The organism is Streptomyces murinus, assembly GCF_002154555.1.
Classification (GTDB): Bacteria; Actinomycetota; Actinomycetes; order Streptomycetales; family Streptomycetaceae; genus Streptomyces; species Streptomyces murinus.
Genome location: NZ_MUNF01000370.1, coordinates 1 through 4,969 on the forward strand (window position 1 = coordinate 1; position 4,969 = coordinate 4,969).

The 4,969-nt window shown below is 75.1% G+C and carries 2 protein-coding genes; both read left to right on the plus strand.

Going from position 1 to position 4,969, the window contains the following annotated elements; translation table 11 throughout:
• Positions 1-1,099, plus strand: a 1,099-nt coding sequence (locus tag CCN72_RS22325) for a condensation domain-containing protein (protein WP_244174375.1), incomplete at its 5' end; no start/stop codon positions are given.
• Positions 1,096-4,969 (plus strand): non-ribosomal peptide synthetase (locus CCN72_RS22330; RefSeq protein WP_158101386.1); only part of this gene is annotated, 3,874 nt, incomplete at its 3' end. The genes CCN72_RS22325 and CCN72_RS22330, both read left to right, overlap by 4 nt.

Sequence of the window (4,969 nt, forward strand, 5' to 3'; positions counted from 1 at the left end):
GGGCCGACTGGCGCTGGTCGTCCACCACTTGGCCGTCGACGGGGTGTCCTGGCGCATCCTCCAGGACGATCTGCGCTCCTGCTGGGAGGCGCTCGCCACGGGCCGCGCACCCGAACCGGCGCCGGTGCCGACCCCGTTCGCGCACTGGGCCGGACTGCTGCGGGCCGACGCCACCTCGGGCCGCCGGATGGCGGAGGCCGTACGGTGGACCGGCACCCTGCGTCCCGCGCCCGAACCCCTCGGCGGAGTCTGCGCGTTGGACCGGCTCGACGCCGAGAGTGCCATCAACCGGCACACCCGCACCCTGCCCCCTGACGTCACCGGGCCACTGCTCACCCTGGCACCCGGGCTGGTCAACGGCACCGTGAACGACGTCCTGTTGACCGGTCTCGCCCTCGCCGTCCTGGCCTGGCGGCGGCCCGGCACCGGGGGCGGCGACGGCGGTTCGGTGCTCGTGGACATCGAGGGGCACGGGCGGGAGGAGATCACCGACGGCGTGGACCTGTCCCGCACCGTCGGCTGGTTCACCACCATGTACCCGGTCCGCTTCGACCTCGGGCTGCCCGATCTGGCCGACGCCCGGGCCGGCGGACCCACCGTCGGAGCCGCCCTGCGCCAGGTCAAGGAGACACTGCGGGCGATCCCCGACCACGGCATCGGGTACGGCCTGCTGCGCCACGGCAACAGCCGTACCGGCCCGGGGCTCGCGACCCTCGGCATCCCCGAGATCGGCTTCAACTACCTGGGCCGCTTCCCCATGGGCGACACCGCCGACTGGGCCGCCGCCCCCGGGCACGACTTCGCCCTCGACGACGCCGACGAGGGCCTGCCCATGGCGCACGCCGTCGAGGTCAACGCGGCCGCGCACGAGGGCCCCGACGGGCTCACCCTCAGCGCCACCTGGACCTGGGCGGACAACGCCTACCCGGCCGACCGGGTGCGGTCGCTGGCCGACGAGTGGTTCGCGATGCTGCGGGCCCTCGCCCGGCACACCGCGCTGCCCGGCGCCGCCGGACTGACCCCGTCCGACGTGTCCCTCACCGGCCTCAGCCAGGCCGACCTCGACGCCTTCGAATCCCAGCTCGGAGATCTGCTGTGATCCCCCTGTCCCACGCCCAGCGCCGTCTGTGGTTCCTGTGCCGCGACGGCGACCCGTCCGGCCTGCACAACATCCCCGTGGGGCTGCGCCTGCGGGGCGACCTCGACCGCGCCGCCCTCGCGGCCGCCGTCGCCGATGTGACCGACCGGCACGAGGCCCTGCGAACCGTGTTCCCCGACGCGGACGGCCGCCCCCGCCAGCACGTCCTGGAGCCGGGCGCCGCACCGGACCTGACCGTCACGGTCTGCCCGGCCGCCGAACACGGCGAGCGCGCGCGGTCCGCCGCCGGCCGGCCCTTCGACGTGGCCGCCGAAGTCCCCCTGCGCGCCCACCTGTTCACCGACGAGGCCGACGAGCACCAACTGCTGCTGGTCCTGCACCACATCGCGGGCGACGGCGCCTCGCTCGACGTCCTCGTCCACGACCTGGCCGCCGCCTACACCGCCCGGGTCCTGGGCGGCGATCCCGAGTGGCCGGAACTCTCCGTGCAGTACCCGGACTTCGCCCTGTGGCAGCAGGAGGTACTGGGCGACGCGGCGGACCCGGGCTCGCTGCACGCACGTCAACTCGACCACTGGACAAGCGCGTTGGCGGGCCTGCCCGAGGAGCACGCGCTGCCCACCGACCGGCCGCGTCCCGCCGTCGCCTCGTACCGCGGCGCCGTGGTGAGCGCCGAGGCCGGCGCCGATGTCCACGCGGGGCTCGCCGCACTGGCCCGGGAGCGGCACGCCACGCCGTTCATGGCCGTCCAGGCGGTCTTCGCCGCGCTGCTCACCCGGCTCGGCGCGGGCACCGACCTGCCCCTGGGCTGCCCGGTGGACGGCCGCGACGACGAGGCGCTGCACGATCTCGTCGGCCTGTTCGTCGACACCGTGGTGGTACGGGCCGACACCTCGGGCGACCCCGCCTTCACCGAGGTGCTCGACCGGGTCCGCGATGCCGTGCTCGACGCCCACGCCCACCGCGATCTGCCCTTCGACGCGCTGGTCGAGCGGCTCAACCCGCCGCGCTCGCCCGGCCGTCACCCCCTCTTCCAGATCGCGGTGGCCAGCCAGCGGGACGCGCACGACGAGCCGGTCTTCCCCGGACTGCGGGTGGAGACGGAGGCCGTGCGCACCGACACCGCGAAGTTCGATCTGACCCTGGAGGTGGACGAGCGCCACGACCCCGCGACCGGCGCGCCCGCCGGGATCGGCCTGGCCCTCGAATACGCCGCCGACCTCTTCGACGCCGAGACCGCCCAGCGGCTCCTCGACCGACTGGTCCGCCTCGCCGCCGCCGTCGTCCACGACCCGGCCGCCCCGCTCGCCGCCCTCGACCTGCTGACCCCCGCCGAGCGCGCTGACCTGCTGCACGGCTGGCAGGGCGCCCCCGCGCAGCCCCATGCCACCACCGTGGACGCCCTGTTCACCGCGCGGGCCGCCGCCCATCCGGAGCGGACGGCCGCCGTCTGCTCCGGACGCGAGGCCACCTACGGTGAACTCGACGCGCTCTCCGCCCGGTTGGCCGCGCGGCTCGCTCGGCTGGGTGTGCGGCACGGCGACACCGTCGCGGTGCTGATGGACCGCTCGGTGGAACTGATCGCGGCCACCCTCGGGGTGCTCAAGGCCGGCGCGGCCTACCTCCCGCTGGACGCGGCCGCCCCTCTGGCCCGTTCGGCGGCGATCGTCGCCGAGGCCGGGGCGGCCGTGCTGATCACCGATGCCGGGGCCGCCCCCGATCTCGGCGTACGGCACACCCTGCGCGTGGACGACAGCAGCGACAACAGTGACAACAGCGGCGACGGCAAGGGCACCGAGGGCGGCACCGCCCCGGACCGCGCCGCCGCCCACCCCGACGGCCTCGCCTATGTGATGTACACCTCCGGTTCGACGGGCGCCCCCAAGGGCGTCGCCGTCTCGCACCGGGAGGTCGTCGCCCTCGCTGTGGACCGCCGTTGGCGCGGCGGCGCCCATGAGCGGGTCCTCTTCCGCTCCCCGCACGCCTTCGACGCCTCCACCTACGAGTTGTGGGTGCCGCTGCTGAACGGCGGCCTCGTGGTCATCGCCCCGCCCGGCGACCTGGACGTCCCCGCCCTCGCCGCGCTCATGCAGGAGCAGCGGGTCACCGGCACGTTCCTGACGGCGACCCTCTTCAACGAGCTCGCCGACCGCTGCCCGGAGCGGCTGGCCACGCTGGTCGAGGTGATGACCGGCGGCGAGGCGGCCTCCCCCGCCGCCGTCCGGCGGGTCCGCGAGCACTGCCCCGGCACCACCGTCACCAACGCGTACGGGCCGACCGAGACGACCACCTTCGCCGCCACGTTCGCCATGGCACCCGGGGCGCCGCTCCCGGACGGGCAGGTGCCCATCGGCCGCCCCCTGGACGGCACTTGCCTGCACATCCTCGACGACCGGCTCGCCCCGGTGCCGCCCGGTGTGACCGGTGAGCTGTACATCGCCGGGGCGGGTCTCGCGCAGGGCTATCTGGGCCGTCCCGGGCTCACCGCCGAACGGTTCGTGGCCTGCCCGGCGGGGCCGCCCGGCGCCCGGATGTACCGCACCGGCGACCTCGCCCGGTGGAACACCGCGGGGCTGGTCGAGTACCTCGGGCGGGCCGACCGCCAGGTCAAGATCCGCGGGCTGCGCATCGAACCGGGCGAGATCGAGAACGTGCTCGCCGGGCATCCGTCCGTCGGCCGGGCCGCCGTGACCGTCGTCCCCACGGCGGCCGGACCCGCCCTCGCCGGGTACGCGGTGCCCGCCGAGGGTGCCGCCCCCGACCCGGCCGAGCTGCGCCGGTATCTGCGGTCCGAACTGCCCGACTACATGGTGCCGTTGACCATCACAGTGCTGGACCGCCTCCCCGTCACGGCGAACGGCAAGACCGACCTGGCCGCACTGCCCTCCCCGGCCCCGGCCGCCGCCGAGCGGCCCTACGAGGCACCCCGCGACGACACCGAACGGGCGCTCGCCGCGCTGTGGGAGCAGTTGCTGGGCGCGGACCGCGTGGGCGTCCACGACGACTTCTTCCACCGCGGCGGGCACTCCCTGCTCGCCACCCGGCTGATCAGCCGCATCCGCACCATCTGGAGCACGCACACCACGATCAGCGACCTGTTCCGCTATCCGACACCCGCGCTGCTCGCCGAGCACATCGCGGCCGGTGCGGACGGCGGCAGGGCCAATCCGCTGGAGGCGGTCCTGCGGATCCGCGGCTCGGCGGAGGCGTCCGCGCCGCCGCTGTTCTGCGTCCACCCCATCTCGGGGATCAGCTGGGGGTACGCCGGTCTGCTGCGGCACATCGGTGAGGAGCACCCGGTCATCGGGTTGCAGGCCCGGCACTTCACCGAGCCGCAGCGCCGCCCCGGGTCCATCGCGGAGATGGCGGACGACTACCTGGCCTCGATCCGCGCGGTCCAGCCGCACGGGCCGTACCACCTGATCGGCTGGTCCTTCGGCGGCATGGTCGCGCACGCCGTCGCCGCCCGGCTGGAGCGGCTGGGCGAGGAGGTACGGCTGCTCGGGCTGCTGGACGCCTATCCGCTGCCGGAGGGCTTCGAGGCGCGGCCGATCACCGGCGGGGACGTACTGCACGGCCTGCTCGGCGAGGTGCCGGCGGACGCGTCCGTCCGCTGCGCCGAGGGGGCGCCGGACGTACGCGAACTCGCCCTGCTGGTACGGGACCGGGCACCCGGGCTCGGCGAACTCGACGGACCGGGCGCGGCAGCCGTCGTCGAGGCGACGATCGCCAACCTGGACATCAGGCTGCGCCATGTGCCGGACCTGTCCTTCGGCGGCGATCTGCTTTTCTTCAACGCCACGGGTACGCCCGCCCCGTTGACAGCCGCCGAGGCATGGGCGCCGTACGTCGGCGGCTGTCAACGGGGCG